Origin of the sequence: Streptomyces sp. NBC_00341 (assembly GCF_041435055.1) — a bacterium.
Classification (GTDB): domain Bacteria; phylum Actinomycetota; class Actinomycetes; order Streptomycetales; family Streptomycetaceae; genus Streptomyces.
In genome coordinates this window covers 4,954,101-4,966,702 of sequence record NZ_CP108002.1, presented here as the reverse complement: position 1 = coordinate 4,966,702, position 12,602 = coordinate 4,954,101, and the positions used below count along the sequence as shown (strand labels likewise).

The 12,602-nt window shown below is 70.3% G+C and carries 13 protein-coding genes and 1 tRNA gene; 8 read left to right on the top strand and 6 right to left on the bottom strand.

What is annotated here, in order from left to right; all coding sequences use genetic code 11:
* Nucleotides 1–97: 97 nt before the first annotated feature.
* On the top strand, nucleotides 98–1,837 hold the full coding sequence (locus tag OG892_RS22295) for a PE-PGRS family protein (RefSeq protein WP_371630079.1): 1,740 nt from the start codon (nucleotides 98–100) through the stop codon (nucleotides 1,835–1,837).
* A gap of 58 nt (nucleotides 1,838–1,895) precedes the next feature.
* On the opposite strand, the gene OG892_RS22290 is transcribed toward OG892_RS22295, so the two are convergent.
* The 3 genes from OG892_RS22290 to OG892_RS22280 form a co-directional block, all read right to left on the bottom strand.
* On the bottom strand, nucleotides 1,896–2,774 hold the full coding sequence (locus tag OG892_RS22290) for a hypothetical protein (protein WP_371630078.1): 879 nt from the start codon (nucleotides 2,772–2,774) through the stop codon (nucleotides 1,896–1,898).
* Between the two features lie 10 nt (nucleotides 2,775–2,784).
* A complete protein-coding gene (locus OG892_RS22285) occupies nucleotides 2,785–3,348 on the bottom strand; it encodes a papain-like cysteine protease family protein (protein ID WP_328865997.1) in 564 nt (187 codons plus the stop codon).
* Nucleotides 3,349–3,598: 250 nt separating this feature from the next.
* Nucleotides 3,599–4,660: a hypothetical protein gene (locus tag OG892_RS22280; RefSeq protein WP_371630077.1), complete on the bottom strand. Its 1,062-nt coding sequence runs from the start codon at nucleotides 4,658–4,660 to the stop codon at nucleotides 3,599–3,601.
* Nucleotides 4,661–4,811: 151 nt separating this feature from the next.
* Between OG892_RS22280 and OG892_RS22275 the strand changes: the two genes are divergently transcribed.
* A complete protein-coding gene (locus OG892_RS22275; RefSeq protein ID WP_371630076.1) occupies nucleotides 4,812–5,300 on the top strand; it encodes a hypothetical protein in 489 nt (162 codons plus the stop codon).
* A 22-nt stretch (nucleotides 5,301–5,322) separates the two neighbouring features.
* On the opposite strand, the gene OG892_RS22270 is transcribed toward OG892_RS22275, so the two are convergent.
* Nucleotides 5,323–5,547: a hypothetical protein gene (locus OG892_RS22270; RefSeq protein WP_371630075.1), complete on the bottom strand. Its 225-nt coding sequence runs from the start codon at nucleotides 5,545–5,547 to the stop codon at nucleotides 5,323–5,325.
* 101 nt (nucleotides 5,548–5,648) lie between these two features.
* Here OG892_RS22270 and OG892_RS22265 point away from each other — a divergent pair, with 101 nt between their 5' ends.
* Nucleotides 5,649–6,194, top strand: a complete 546-nt coding sequence (locus OG892_RS22265) for a CGNR zinc finger domain-containing protein (protein WP_073733013.1) — start codon at nucleotides 5,649–5,651, stop codon at nucleotides 6,192–6,194.
* 71 nt (nucleotides 6,195–6,265) lie between these two features.
* On the top strand, nucleotides 6,266–6,694 hold the full coding sequence (locus OG892_RS22260) for a hypothetical protein (protein ID WP_371630074.1): 429 nt from the start codon (nucleotides 6,266–6,268) through the stop codon (nucleotides 6,692–6,694).
* 319 nt (nucleotides 6,695–7,013) lie between these two features.
* Here OG892_RS22260 and OG892_RS22255 read toward each other — a convergent pair.
* Nucleotides 7,014–7,087, bottom strand: a tRNA-Thr gene (locus tag OG892_RS22255).
* A gap of 217 nt (nucleotides 7,088–7,304) precedes the next feature.
* Here OG892_RS22255 and OG892_RS22250 point away from each other — a divergent pair.
* From OG892_RS22250 to OG892_RS22235, 4 genes are all read left to right on the top strand, one after another.
* Nucleotides 7,305–7,922 carry a zinc ribbon domain-containing protein gene (locus tag OG892_RS22250; RefSeq protein ID WP_371630073.1) on the top strand — a complete coding sequence of 206 codons (618 nt, stop codon included), beginning with the start codon at nucleotides 7,305–7,307 and terminating at the stop codon, nucleotides 7,920–7,922.
* 308 nt (nucleotides 7,923–8,230) lie between these two features.
* Nucleotides 8,231–9,367, top strand: coding sequence for an ABC transporter ATP-binding protein (locus OG892_RS22245; RefSeq protein WP_073733015.1), 1,137 nt, complete (start codon nucleotides 8,231–8,233; stop codon nucleotides 9,365–9,367).
* 215 nt (nucleotides 9,368–9,582) lie between these two features.
* Complete coding sequence (locus OG892_RS22240; RefSeq protein WP_073733016.1) at nucleotides 9,583–9,996, top strand: hypothetical protein; 414 nt, start codon at nucleotides 9,583–9,585, stop codon at nucleotides 9,994–9,996.
* Nucleotides 9,997–10,031: 35 nt separating this feature from the next.
* Nucleotides 10,032–10,742 carry a nucleotidyltransferase family protein gene (locus tag OG892_RS22235; RefSeq protein WP_024492121.1) on the top strand — a complete coding sequence of 237 codons (711 nt, stop codon included), beginning with the start codon at nucleotides 10,032–10,034 and terminating at the stop codon, nucleotides 10,740–10,742.
* A gap of 138 nt (nucleotides 10,743–10,880) precedes the next feature.
* On the opposite strand, the gene OG892_RS22230 is transcribed toward OG892_RS22235, so the two are convergent.
* On the bottom strand, nucleotides 10,881–12,596 hold the full coding sequence (locus OG892_RS22230; protein ID WP_371630072.1) for a DoxX family membrane protein: 1,716 nt from the start codon (nucleotides 12,594–12,596) through the stop codon (nucleotides 10,881–10,883).
* Nucleotides 12,597–12,602: the final 6 nt, after the last annotated feature.

The window sequence follows — 12,602 nt, the reverse complement described above, 5'->3', positions numbered from 1 at the left end:
CCATTACGTGGGCCCCCCGTCCGAAGCACGCGACGCCCTAGCGTGGCACTGCACTGGTCCCGGTTCAGGGGCAACCGGTCTCGGCTGAGGGGCGTCCATGAAATCCCATGACAGGAAGCGTCCCGTCGCGCCGGCCGGCCAGGAGAAGACCGCACGCACGGCCGCACCCACCGGGTTGATGGGGGTGCAGGCCAGCAGCGGCAACCAGGTGGTGCTGGAGATGATGCGCCGCGGGCACGAGGAAGAGGGGCGTCGGCACGGTGAGGCCGTGCAGCGCTCCGTCGGCGGCGCCACCACGGTTCAGCGCGCGGGACCCACCGAGCAGGAGGGCGCCGAGGCAGCCGGACCGGCGCAGGAGGCGGACCCGAAGGGCAAGGAGATCATCTCCCGGCTCAGCCAGTCGATCGAGCAGCACACGACCCAGACGAGTTCCAAGGCGAACGTCTTCGCACCCGGCACCTGGTGGCCCGAGCAGTGGATGGTCGAGGGGCCCTCCCGGCTGCGGAAGACCCTGGAACGGCGGGTGATGCGGGGTGAGGCGTTCAGCGACGAGGAGCTGGATGACATCAGGCAGCTGTCGACGGTCAACGCGAAGTGGCTTAAGGACGTGGGAATCGGCAGCTACGAAGAGGCCGCGACGTACGCCGAGGGGCCGTTCGACAACTGGTTGAAACTGGACCCCGGCAAGCGGGTACTCACCGCGACGCTGGCCATCGGGAAGCGTCCCGACATCGTGGCGGACGTCTCCGCCGTCCGCGCACCGACGGACCCGGCCTACACGCTCGGCCGGTTCATGCTCACGCAGACACCCGGCACCGACCCGCGGAAGCGGGAGAACCTGGAAACGGAGCGCAACCAGCAGATCCGCGACACCGCCGTCGACACGCTCCACCCGGAGGGCATAGCCCCCGAGCGCATGCACGACGGTTCCGTCCCGGCGGAGGGCGCCCCGGTGGGCAAGGACGGGAAGAAGAAGGCGCCCGACTACGTCGAGAAGGACGCTCAGGGCCGTGAAATGCTCACCAAGATCCTGCTCATCCTGCGTCACGGGCTTCAGCTCTACGACCCGGAGAAGGGCCGGCACGTGGAGGACCACGAGCAGGACGTCATCCGTGCGCTGTCCCACGGCGGCCGCGTCAACGTGCGCATCCCCGCGCTGAGCGCGAAGGGCGATCCCGCCTACTGGCTGCCGCACTTCCTGGGCGCGACCACGGACGCCACCGAGGGGGATACCGCGGAGCACGTGTCCGAGCGGGGCTTCGCCACCCACCGCACTGACATCGGCCCCAACAAGGGTGGAAAGCAAGGAGAGTTCAAGGAGAGGGGCGGCGTCGTGGCGTCCCTCACGAACAAGCTCGCCGTCGGTGCCGCCCGGCCGAAGCTGTGGGGCCAGGACATCTCCGGCGGCGGACTCGGCTCCAAGGACTGGAACGGCGCGATGGTCCTGCCGAACGGCTCGTACGGCCACGTCCTGCTGGTCTACCACCGCCCGACCATGGAGAAGGACGGATCCCTCCAGATCGGCGTCGAGACCATCGCGCCACACGCCGCGAGCCCCGTCGGCTACGAACACGACTTCCGTTCCACCGAGGCCACCTCGAACCCCGAGTCCATCCTGCACGGCCACAAGAAGGACAAGATCGGTTCCGGCGGCCTCAGCAAGAACGAACGCTATGTCGACCTGCAGGAGATGGGCGCGGATTCGAGCGGCGGCTGGCAGGGCTTCCTGGAGGACATCAAGCAGCAGTGGGACCGGGACCTGGCCGGGACGGACGACAACGCGGACGAGCGCCGCGCGCTCTACCAGGAGCTGGTCGGCAAGCGCCCCCCGGCATAACGGCGCCTCCCGGCCGGATGCGCGTCCGCATCCGGCGCGATAGCCAACGGCGCAGGGATCAGGCGCCGTTCGTACGCCGCTTCCGACGCATGACGGCGGCGCCGCCCGCGAGGGCGAGTGCGGTGCCTGAACCACCGGCGACGAGCAGGGTGGAGGAGGGGCTGTCGCTCCGCGTGCTCGGGAGGCTGTAGCCGCTGGAGTAGCCCTTGGTGTCGTACTCCGAGCCCGGCAGCTTGTCGGCGTAGCGGGACTTCACCAGCTTCTGGTAGTCGCTGAGCGAGGCCGAGTCCCGGCCGCCCAGCCCCTGGCGTGCCTGGTCGTTGAGAGGCTCGACGGTGGAGAGCTTGAGCTGGTACCAGCCGCGGATCTGCGGCTCGGTGAAGACCAGCGTGCCCAGGGTGGCCTTGGACGCGTACGTGGCGTCGCTGTCGCCGTCGCGTACGGCCGCCAGGTGCCAGCCGCCGCCCTGGGTGGGCGCCAGCATGACGGTGGCGGTGCGGCCGTTGACAGTGGCGCTCAGCGAGGAGACCAGCTGCGTCAGCTTGACCGCTTCGGTGGGCAGCGGCTGAGCGGTGCCCGCGGCGAACTCCGGGGTGATCTCGTTCCGCGCCACGGGGTCCTTGATCGTGAACTCCGGCAGGCCCTGGCAGGGCTCGGCCGTCTCGGGGATCGTCTGCACCGGCTCGGAGCCGCCGTCGGTGGGCACCGGAGTACGCAGGAAGCGGCAGACGGTGTCGCGGACGTCGGCGGAGTGCACCGCGTCGAGTGCGGCCCGGTAGTCGGGGATGTCGGCCGGGAGGGGGTCCTTGGCCGGGGCCGCGTGTGCCGGGCCGATGGCGGACAGCAGTGCGGACGCGGCTGCTGCGACGAGGACGAGCGGGCGGGCGGAACGGGCCGCCCGGCTGCTGGACAGTGAGGTGCCGCTGGTGTTGCGCATGTCGTCAGCCTTAGCGGGAGATACCGATACGGGAGTGGGTCCACTTGGACGAGCTGTTGCTCACGTAGTCGTCGTACTTCCACCACGTGTAGGTCGTGGTGTCCGGCCACGGGTCGGCCACGGCGATCGTCTTGTTCGACGTGTCGAAGCCGTAGACCACGTTCATGTGGCCGCCACCGGAGGTCCACCCGATGCGGACGGCGAGCGGCCGGGCCGCTTTGACGTCCGTGTACACCTGGTCGAACGTGGCCGCACTGTTCAGACCCGAACCCGGATGGGTCATACCGAGGCTGTTCCAGCCCCTGGCCATGTCGTCGAGCGTGGCGGGCTGGTTGTTGCACCCGTAGTAGGGCTGAGCGCGGTCGCAGAAGTCCGTCTGCGTGGAGCCGAAGCCCTGGAACTTGGCGATGGTGAGCCCGGAGGCGACCCAGCACCACTGGCTCTTCTCCTGCTTCAGCATGGTGATGTTGTCCTGGCCCGCCTCGGCATGAGCCGTGCCTCCGACGGCCACGAGCGAACCCAGAGCGGCCAGCGCGAGGGCCGACCCCTTGGTTCCGTACCTGAACCTGCCCATATTTCTGCCTTCCCTGATGAATAGAACGAGACAAACAGGGGGAATACGGCTGAAATATGACAAAGGTTTATGCCCATGACGCAGCGGACACGCAGGGGAATCCCTCGGGCTGATTACTCGTCAGTTAGTAGCGCAATTTGGCCATTTGCTCGCACCGCTGCCCACCGGGGCCGCAAGACGCATGCCCACGAGATGGGTAGGTGCCCGTCCGGTCATTGACCACACCGCCCACCGGATGCGCCGCGACCCCTCAGTCGCCCCCGCCACCGTCGCCGCCCCCACCGTCACCACCGTCGCCGCCACCGGAGTCCCCGCCGTCACCGCCGTCCGCGCCCCAGCCGTCGCCGCCGCCGGGCTCGTTGTCGTCGCCGCCGTTGCCGAGGTTGCTGAACCAGGGGCGGTCCCACGCCCCGTCGGTGGCGACCGGCTCGCCCCCGCTCCCCGCCTGCCGCTCCGACCGGAACCGTGCGGTCCCGGTCGTGTCGCCTATCCCGAAGGCGGCGGCGAAGAGATGCGCCATGACCGCGTCGAGCGGGTCCGCGCTCTCGTGGCGCACCGGGGCCAGCGGCCGCAGGACCGTGTCCGGCGTGCGGGCCGGCCTGCGCGGGGGCCGCGTCAGCAGGGCGACACGCTGATCACCGCGCAGCAGCCACGAGCTCGTCGCGTTCTCCCGGCGCAGCACCCAGTGCGCCCCGGCGAGCCGCACCTCGACCACACTCTTGGACTTGCGCAGCTTCTTCCTGAGGACGAGCTCCGCCACGGCGTCGCCGACCGTCAGGCACAGGCCCCTGGACGGATCGGGGGCCTCGCCCTGGAAGCCGCGGGGCGCGCGAATGCGTACGGCGGGGGCGTGCGGCCCCCACACGTCGACGCGCACCAGCCGCCGGTCCACGGCGACGGCGACCGGCCCGGCAGGCCCGTCCGCGTACCTCCGCGCGATCCACAGCGGTACGCCCTCGGCCCCGGCCCGTGCGGAGAGCGCGGCCACCTGCTCCGGCCCGCCGCACAGCCGTACCGCCAACTCCCCCAGCGCGCGGGCGAATTCGGCCGCCCGGCGCGCCTTCACCGGAATCGTGGTGCCGGTGACGCGGGTCAGCGGGACGACCCCGGGGTCCTCCGGAAGCCGGTCGAGCGCGCGCTCGACCCCTCCGCCGCCCAGCCAGCACCCACGCCCGTACGCCTCCGCCATGGCGCCGAGGTTCAGCTCGCCCACCGGCGTGGTCCGGCCGCCCCTGCGCAGCCCTTCCTCGGTCAACTCCACGGTCTGCGCCAGCGGATTCCAGGACCGCTCGCCATAGAGCACCTGGCTCACGACAACCCCCATGTACGTAAGTGACTCGGCCGCAGCCACCCTCACACACCCACGACCGCACCCCGGCGCCGGGTATCCGGCCCCGGGTATCCGGCCCCGGCGGCACCCGTTCCGCTGCCACGTCCGCGTGGCACAGCTCTAGGATCACGCCATGACTGCCGATGCCCCGACCACCCGCGAGTCGTTCCGCCGCCGCCTCCAACCGATCAGCACGCCAGGACCGGTGTCCACGTTGCCGGACCGCGTCTGGACCGAAGAGGACTGGGAACGGATCCGGCGCGGATACCGGGCCCGGGACATGGACCAGAAGTGGAACGCCTTCGTCGAGGGCGACGTCCTCTTCCTGCACCGGAGTTGGACGGGTCGCGGCATCTACGAGGTGTCATTCGCTCCCGTGGCGGGTGGGGGCAGGAGGATCGTCTCCGCGGTGGTGGAGTCGGATCCGGCGCGGTACCGACGGACGGACGACGCGTACGACTGCCTGATGATGGAACTGATCATCAGCGCGATCATCCTTGGCGAGCCCGCCACCGAACTCTGGTCCGGCTTCCGGGAGTTGCACACCGCGACGCCAGGAGGGAACGATCTCCCCGCAGCCGCGGCGAAGCACAGCGCGCTGGGCCCGCGCTCGGATTCGTAGGCTCCGAAGCCCCGGAGCGCGCTCACAGCCCCGGGCCCTCCGGCCGGACCGCGCGTCGCAGGCGCTTGACCATCTCGCCGTCGACCAGGACGACGAGACAGCCGCAGCCACCGACGCAGTATTCGACCTCACCCTCAGACGTGCGGTGACGCGACCTCAGCGTCCACCACCGCGTCTCCGCCGGAGTCGGCTCGTGGCAGACGGGACAGCGGTCGCCCGGCGGCGTGACCGTGGATGCGGAAGTCATGCCCCCAACATGATGTCATGCCCTAAACCACTTCAACCATTACATCGAACAGGCTCCCGCATTCTTGCCGAACCGAACCCGCCCAGTGATGTAATGGCCCCATGCACTTCGACCATTACGGCGGCGAGGCCGCCCGGCTGGCCGCGGACCTGGTCAACCTGACCGCACCGCCACGCCCGGAGCACCTGGAACCACTCCTCGCCACACACGGCGTGGTGCACCGCACGCTCACCGCCGCGCAGGCCGAGACGATCTGGGCGTGGAGCCGGCGCCTGGCCGCGTGCTTCGGGCGGCAGGATCTCGAAGAGCGGTGCCAGGCGGTCAACACCCTGCTCGCCGACGCCTCCAGCAGCCCCAGGATCTCCCTGCACGACGGCCACCCCCACCTGCACTACAGCGCCACCGGCGCAGACGCCGCCACCCACATCCGGGCCATCACCGCAGCCGGACTCGCCTACGTCGTCTGCTCGGCCGACGCCGACCGGCTGGGCCGCTGCGCCCGCCGCGACTGCGGCCTGGCATTCGTCGACACCTCCCGCAACGGCCGCCGCACCTACTGCTCGGTGCGCTGCGCCAACAACGACGCGGTGGCCCGCCACCGCGAACGCCACCAGGCCGCCGCCCGACCGCCGGCCGCACACCGGTGAGCCCCCCGCGCACAGCCCGCCGGACGAGGCCGGCCGCCCCGCCCCTCACCCTGACTCTGGTCCTCGCAGCCGTGACCGGCTCGCTGCTGGCCGGATGTTCCGGCGTCAGCGACGCGGCCGGGTGCGGACCGGCGCCGTCGGCGGAGGTCAGCCAGGCCGATCTGTACGGGAGCTACTCCGGCCCCCACGGGGCACGCCTCGACCTCACCGCCGTCGGCGGCACGTCGGTCACGTTCTCCGTGAAGGGCTGGCCCACGGAGGACGGCCCCGAGATCCTGACGGAGGACGTCGTCCCCGCGTTCGACGGCGGCGGGGTCTGGAAGCTGCTGAACCGGCCGGGAGAGGACGGCAAGGTCGGACTCGCCTTCAGCGGCCCCGACCCAAGCGCCCGGCGCGCGACCGTCACCGAACTCCTCGTAGGCAAGGAGGACGGACACACCGTGCTCTTCGCCAGGCTCGGGGACCCGGACGTGTGCCGGACCTTCAGGCTGACCCCGTAGGCAGGGGCGACCGAAAGGCTGCCTCCGCGTGTCCCCCCAGGAAGTCCACGAGCGCGGTGCGGAGAACTACCGGCCGGGTCGTCGGGCCGGCCCGGGAGATATACGGCATCGGGGCTGCGCGAGCGGGCGTCGCACCGGAGCGGTACCTCTTCGTGGACGACCGACCGGAGAACATCCGAGCCGTGCGAGCCACAAGGATGACCGAAGGTTCACTGTCGCGAACCTTCGCATCTCCGACAGACGCCCAGCTTCCAGCTGAAGATCCAGACCGGTTCGACACAAAAAATCCCAGGTCAGCTCGTTGCCAACCTGGGAGTTGAGCCGCCTGTCGGATTCGAACCGACGACCTATTGATTACAAATCAATTGCTCTAGCCAACTGAGCTAAGGCGGCATCGCACGCGATGGAACAAGCACGCGCGCGAGTCCTCACTCTACACAGCGCCCCACCCGCCGATCCAGGAAGTTCCACCCACCCCAGCCAAGGAGAACCATCGCACGTTCAACGGCACCGTCTGCTTCGCCAGCGTGATCAGCCCCGTGCCGGGGGCTGGATCTACAACGAGGGGCTGGCGCTGCGGACGGGCGCCTGGGAACGGCATCGCGTTTCGGTGGGGTTCGCCGAGTCGTGTCGGGCGCTGACGGGGTGGCGGCAGGCGTCGGAGACGTCCTGGCTGCGTGAAGTGTCATCGACAGTGCTTCAGCAGCCGTTGCGACACCTGGACGGAGCGTTCACCCGATTCTTCAAGCAGTTGACCAAGCGTCCGCAGCGGAAGAGGAAGCACCGGTCACGAGATTCGGCGACTTACGTAAGGACCGGCTTCCGGTGGGCCGAGGACCCGGAACACGTGGATCATCCGCGGCTGCTGAAGAAGTACGAAAGGGAGCTCCGGTCGATCATCGACGCCGCCTGGGGCGAGCTACTCCGTCAGCTGCGCTACAAGTGCGCCTGGTACGGGCGGACGCTGGTGATCGTGGACCGATTCTTCCCGTCGACGCGCCGGTGTTCCGGCTGCCACGCAAAGGGGCCGTCACTCGACGTGTCCGTGCGGGAGTGGACGTGCACGGAGTGCGGTGCGGCACACGACCGGGACGTGAATGCAGCACGGAACCTCCGCGCTGAGGGCATGCGGCTGTACTGGCTGGTGGCCTCCGCGCTCCCGCCGGGACGGGTCCCGCCTTCAGTGATCAAGGCATCAGAGCCGGCAGACGTGCCGCTGGCCGCGTGAGACAGGTGAAGGACTGCGGTACGGACCGACGGGCCGTCGGTCGTCAAGCCTGTGGAGCCCGAGTAAGACCGGCCAGGGGTGCCCTTCAGGGGTACGTCGGTACGGCGGGGGTGCCGAAGCAGGAAGTGCTACTGGTGGCATGCGGTCAAAAGTGCGGGGCTCTGGCAGGGAGATATTCGTGGCCCAAGAACTACTGACAGATTCGAAATGGCCAGGTAGCGTCGCTGAAGGTTCACTCAAGTGGACCAGACCACTCCCTTACAACGGATCGTCCGGCACGTTCCTGCCGGTGGAGGAGAAGATTCAGCATGGCCAGTGTCACGTTCGACAAGGCGTCCCGCGTATACCCCGGCTCCACGAAGCCCGCGGTTGACCAGCTCGAGATCGACATCGAGGACGGCGAGTTCCTCGTCCTCGTCGGTCCCTCCGGTTGTGGCAAGTCGACCTCCCTGCGCATGCTCGCGGGTCTTGAGGACGTCAACGGCGGCGCGATCCGCATCGGTGACCGCGACGTCACGCACCTGCCGCCGAAGGACCGGGACATCGCGATGGTGTTCCAGAACTACGCGCTGTACCCGCACATGTCCGTCGCGGACAACATGGGCTTCGCGCTGAAGATCGCCGGTATCAACAAGACCGAGATCCGGGCGAAGGTCGAAGAGGCCGCCAAGATGCTGGACCTCACCGACTACCTCGACCGCAAGCCGAAGGCGCTCTCCGGTGGTCAGCGCCAGCGTGTCGCGATGGGCCGTGCCATCGTCCGTGAGCCGCAGGTCTTCCTCATGGACGAGCCGCTGTCGAACCTCGACGCCAAGCTCCGTGTCTCCACCCGTACGCAGATCGCCTCGCTCCAGCGCCGCCTGGGCATCACGACCGTGTACGTCACCCACGACCAGGTCGAGGCCCTCACCATGGGTGACCGTGTCGCGGTCCTCAAGGACGGTCTGCTCCAGCAGGTCGACTCGCCGCGCAACATGTACGACAAGCCGTCGAACCTCTTCGTGGCCGGCTTCATCGGCTCCCCGGCCATGAACCTGGTCGAGGTCCCGATCACCGACGGTGGCGTGAAGTTCGGCAACAGCGTCGTCCCGGTCTCCCGCGAGGCGCTCACCGCCGCCGCCGACCGCGGTGACACCACCGTGACGGTCGGTATCCGTCCCGAGCACTTCGACATCGTCGAGCACGGCGGCGCCGCCGCGAAGTCCCTCACCAAGGACTCCGCCGACGCCCCGGCCGGCCTGGCCGTCTCGGTCAACGTCGTCGAGGAGCTCGGCGCCGACGGCTTCGTCTACGGTGCGGCCCAGGTCGGCGGCGAGCACAAGGACCTCGTCGTCCGCGTCGGCGGCCGCGCCGTCCCGGAGAAGGGCACCAAGCTGCACGTCGTGCCGCGCCCGGACGAGCTGCACGTCTTCGCGACCTCGACCGGTGAGCGCCTCACCGACTGATTTCGCACCGCCCGCCGTACGACGTCGGCCCCGCACGGACTCCGTGCGGGGCCGACGCGCGTCTCCGGGGTTTGGGCCGAGGCACCTCAAATTCCCCGGCACAACGGGCATTTCGCTCCGGTTCGTCAACACGGAATTCGAAAAGCACTCTCGAACCATCCCCCGCGAGAGTGACGTAATGTCGCCAATTCATCACTGCCCGCTACGCTCACTGCGTGACCCACACCGCGCGCCGCATCGGCCGAACTCTCGCTCTCGTACTGCCTGTCGTCATGGTCCTGTCCGGGACCCTCGCGGTCACCGCCGTGCCGTGGGCATCTCACAACTCCGACTCCCAGATGCTCACCGCCTCGGCGCAGACCGTCTCCAAGCGCGCCAAGCCGCGCAGCACGCAGGACATCCTGCGCGACAAGCTCCTGCTGGAACTCCAGGAGAAGGACCCCGCCGTCGCGTTGACGGATCTCCAGCGTGCCGTCGAGGGGCGCCCGTCGCTCGCGAGGCACTGCATGTCGATCGCGAAGGCGCTGGGCAGGGCAGCGGTCGAGCAGTACGGCCCGACGCGGGCGCACCGCTTCTCGCGTCCCGTCTGCGACACGTCCTTCGCCTCGGGGGTCGCGCAGTTCAGCTGACAGGTCCCGCGCGGGCACGGCATATCGTGCCTGGCATGCATACGTTTCCGACGCAGGCCGTGATCCTGGCTGGTGGCCAGGGGTCACGGCTGCGCCCGTACACCGATGACCGCCCCAAGCCGATGGTCGAGATCCCTGGTACCGGGACCCCGATCATCGGCCATCAGCTTTCCTGGCTGGCCGCGGAGGGCGTGACCGATGCCGTGGTGTCCTGCGGGCACCTGGCCGAGGTACTGCAGGAGTGGCTGGACGCGGCGGTGCTGCCGCTGCGCGTCACGACGGTCGTGGAGTCCGAACCGCTGGGCCGTGGCGGCGGGCTGAAGTACGCGGCGGCCCGGCTGCCCGATCCGGAGCAGCCCTGGTACGCGACCAACGGTGATATCTGGACGCGCTTCTCGCTGCGTGAGATGGCCGCGTTCCACGCGGAGCGCGATGCGACCGCGACGCTGGCGCTGGCCCGACCCCGGATTCCTTGGGGTGCGGTGGAGACGGACGCGTTCGGGCACATCACCGACTTCATCGAGTCGCCCCCGTCGCCGTATCTGATCAACGCGGGGGTGTACGTGTTCTCCCCCGCGTTCACGGCGATGCTGCCGGACCGTGGTGACCATGAGCGGACGACGTTTCCCCGGCTCGCGCGGGAGCGCCGGCTGGCCGGCTATCCGCTGCCGCACGGGGCGTACTGGCGGGCCATCGACACCGCCAAGGACCTCACGGAAGCGGCCAAGGAGCTGGACGGCCAGTAGGAGCGCCCTCGCCTGCGACACGGCGACACGGCGGGACGCGGGACACAGGACACAGCGAGGGGCGGGCACCGGAAACGATCCGGTGCCCGCCCCTCGCTGTGTCCCGTACGTACGTCCCGGTACGGGCCGGGCTCGGGCTCAGCCCAGGAGGCCGCCGAGGGGGTTCTTGCCGCCTCCCCCGCTGCCGCTTCCGCCGGACGAGGCGTCCGGGGCGCCGTCCGCGCCGGGGGCCTGGTCCGGGCCGCCCGCGCTGGTGCCGCCGGCGCCTCCGGTCGGGCCGGCGGAGCTGGGGCCGGCGCTGGTGCTCGGGGGCTGCTGGGGAGTGGTCTGCTGCGGGGGCTGCTGGCCGGTGCCCTGGGTCTGGCTGGGCCGGCCCGTACCCGCTGTTGCCTGGCCCGACTCCCGCACCGTGCCCGCGGCGGGCGCGGAGCTCTTCGCTGACGGGGTCCGGGGGGCGGTGCTCCGGGTCGGGGCGGGCTGACTGCCGGCCGGGGTGTGCGAGGCCTTGGCGCCGCTGCGGGACTCCTCGGGGAGCGGGGAGCCGGGGAGCTGGTTGGTCGGGACCCCGTTGGGCCCGGGAACGGTGACGACCCCGGACGAGCGGACCGCCCCGCCGAGGATGGAGCCGATGAGCAGCGTGAGGCCGACGACCACCGTGGCGACGGCCGCGCCCCGGCGCAGTACGCGGCGGCGGAGGTCCCAGATCTCGGAGCGGGGGCCGAGCCTGCGCCACGCTTCTCCCGCCAGGCGTCCGTCGACGGAGTAGACGGGGGCGCCCGCGATGATCAGCGGGCTCCAGGCGGCGAGGTAGATGATGTCCGGCGCGTCGTAGACCGGGACGGTGCGCCAGCTGACGGTGACCAGGAGGGCGGCGGACAGCAGGGCGCCGACCGAGGCGGCGACGCGCTGCCAGAGGCCCAGGACGGTGAGGACTCCGACGACGACCTGGAGGAAGGCGATGCTGAGTCCGGCGCCGACGGGGTGGGAGAGCGCGAACTCGCGGAGCGGCTCGGCGAGGGCCCAGGGGTGCAGCGAGGTCAGCCACTTGACCATGGAGCCGCGGTCGCCGCCGTCGAAGTAGACGGGGTCGCAGAGTTTGCCCATGCCGGCGTAGATCGAGATGAAGCCGAGGAAGACCCGCATCGGCAGCAGGACGACGCCGAGGTTCATCCGGCGGCCGGGGTAGTACGCGTGCCGGACGGAGTCGCCGCCCCGCTCGCGGTCGCGGTCGTCGGTGACGTCGTCGAGGTCGTCGAAGGCATCGCCGTCCCGGCCCCGGCGGGGCCCGTCCGGGCCGTACACGTCGGTCCGGTAGTCGTCGGTCCGGTAGTCGTCCGCGGCGTACGACCCCGGGCCGGTCTCGACCGGGTCGAACGCGCCGACGGCCTGCCGCATCGGCGGCAGCAGCGGCCCGCCGCTCCGGGGGCCGCCGATCAGCGGGGTGGGCTGGGTCTCTTCGAGGCGCGGGATGACCTGGGTACCGGCTGGTTCGTACGAGGCGTACGGCTCGTAGGGGTCGTACGCGGTGTCGGGGCGGCCCGTGCCGCCCGGCCGGCCCGCGGTGGAGTTCCGTACGGCCTGGAGCAGTCCGGTGGCGCCGGGGTCGCCGGGGGCGGACCTGCCGCTCCACACGACGGGGGCGCGTCGGCCGCGCCCCGCTCCGGAGCCGCTCATGGCGGGGATCCTGGGCGCGGCGGCGGGGGTCACACCGCGCAGCCGTGCGCGCTGGCCGGGTGCGAGCTGTACCCGGAAGCTGGCGTGGTTGACGATGACCTGCGCAGGGTCGCAGTCCACCTTGGTCATGCTCAGGGCGGGTTGCTCGTCGAACCGAGGCGTTCTGGTGTCCACACTCATCTAACC